Origin of the sequence: Protofrankia coriariae, assembly GCF_001017755.1 — a bacterium.
GTDB lineage: Bacteria > Actinomycetota > Actinomycetes > Frankiales > Frankiaceae > Protofrankia > Protofrankia coriariae.
Genome location: NZ_JWIO01000006.1, coordinates 221,964 through 223,317 on the forward strand (window position 1 = coordinate 221,964; position 1,354 = coordinate 223,317).

The 1,354-nt window shown below is 70.2% G+C and carries 1 protein-coding gene (running past one end of the window); it reads left to right on the plus strand.

The genetic code is table 11. The features are described 5' to 3' along the window. Positions 1-95 carry the final stretch of a purple acid phosphatase family protein gene (locus FrCorBMG51_RS06295; protein ID WP_086055287.1) on the plus strand. It extends 1,525 nt beyond the left edge of the window, so the window shows 95 of its 1,620 coding nt (coding positions 1,526-1,620); the start codon falls outside the window, past its left edge; the stop codon is at positions 93-95. The last annotated feature ends 1,259 nt before the right edge of the window (positions 96-1,354 follow it).

Below are 1,354 nucleotides of genomic sequence, written 5' to 3' on the forward strand. Positions count from 1 at the left end.
GGAGCCACTGGCGGGGCCGCTGGCAGGGCCACCGACAGGGCCACCGACACCGGCCGCGGGCACGCGGGCGGAAACCCTCCCGCCCCCTTGGGTGACCCGTTCACGCCGGTGTGTACACCGCAACCGTAGGCCGACAGGGACCAGCGCGGACATACGCGCGGCAGGCGCGCCGGCCACGGGCCGGTGTCGCGTCCGAGGGCCGGTGTCGCGTCCGAGGGACACGATGCCCGTCTGACGGACGATGACGGACCTTGATTGATGGACCCCGATGACGGACGCTGATGGCGGACCCCGATGGCGGGCGCTGTCGGCCTCCGCGCCGCACGGCGTCCGCGCGGTGAATCGTTCACGAAACGATCGCCCGGCGGACACTTTCGTCCGGCACGTCCGGAATTACCGGCTGGATTTCTCCTGGTCTGTGCCCGCGGTACGTTCATGACCGCTGCCGGCTGGGCGCCGAGGCGGTCCTGATCGTACGCCGCCCTGGACGCGCGCTTTACCCCTACCGCCGGAAATCACTCCGTAACACCAACGGATCGGCCATCTGGCCGAATCCATGGTCATGGACGATCGTCATCGCCGGGATGCGACCGCCGGTCCACCCGCCCGTCCACCCCGTCGTCAGATGATGGCGACCCCACCCGAGACCCGCAGGTCACGACACTCTGGGACAGTCCTCGGAAGGCTGTGGGCGCGATCGTTCGGGACAGTTCGACAGGACCGTCCCGAACGATCGGACAACCGGCGGCCAGCGGTCCACGCCGCACCGGCGGCCATCGAAAAACAACAACCACAAACCTCAACAGCATCAACACCCGATCGACCGTTGACTTTATTGCGCGGCCAGAGGATAGCCGGCGGCCGGCGCAATCCGCAGTACTTGTTCCGCCACGGGGCCTGTCGTACGCTGCACGCGCGGCAAGCATCCGGTGATTCTGTCCGGACGAAATACTGATGTGCCGGCTCCCGTCGGGCCAGTCATTGTCACCCGCCGGGCCGTCCGGGCGGATGAAGGAAGACGCTTCCCCGCATCGACGCTTGAGGAGGCCGGGCGTTGAGAGAACCCAGCGGTGTACCCACGTGGTCATGCGCGGGCCGGGAACGGGCGTCCCGGCGGCCTCGACACGCGGCGTCCACCGCCGCCACCGCTACCACCGGCTTCGTGTCCGGCAGGTCCGCCGCGACCGCCGGCCCCGCGCGGCGGTGGGCCCCGCAACGCCTGTGGGCCGCGGACGGGCTGGCCGCCGCGTTGGAGGAAGCCACCAGCCAGGTGGAGCCCTGGGTACTTCCCGGCCTTTCCGACCTCCCCGGCCTCGGCGGCGCGGTGCTCACCGCCGCCGCCCACCAGTGGCTC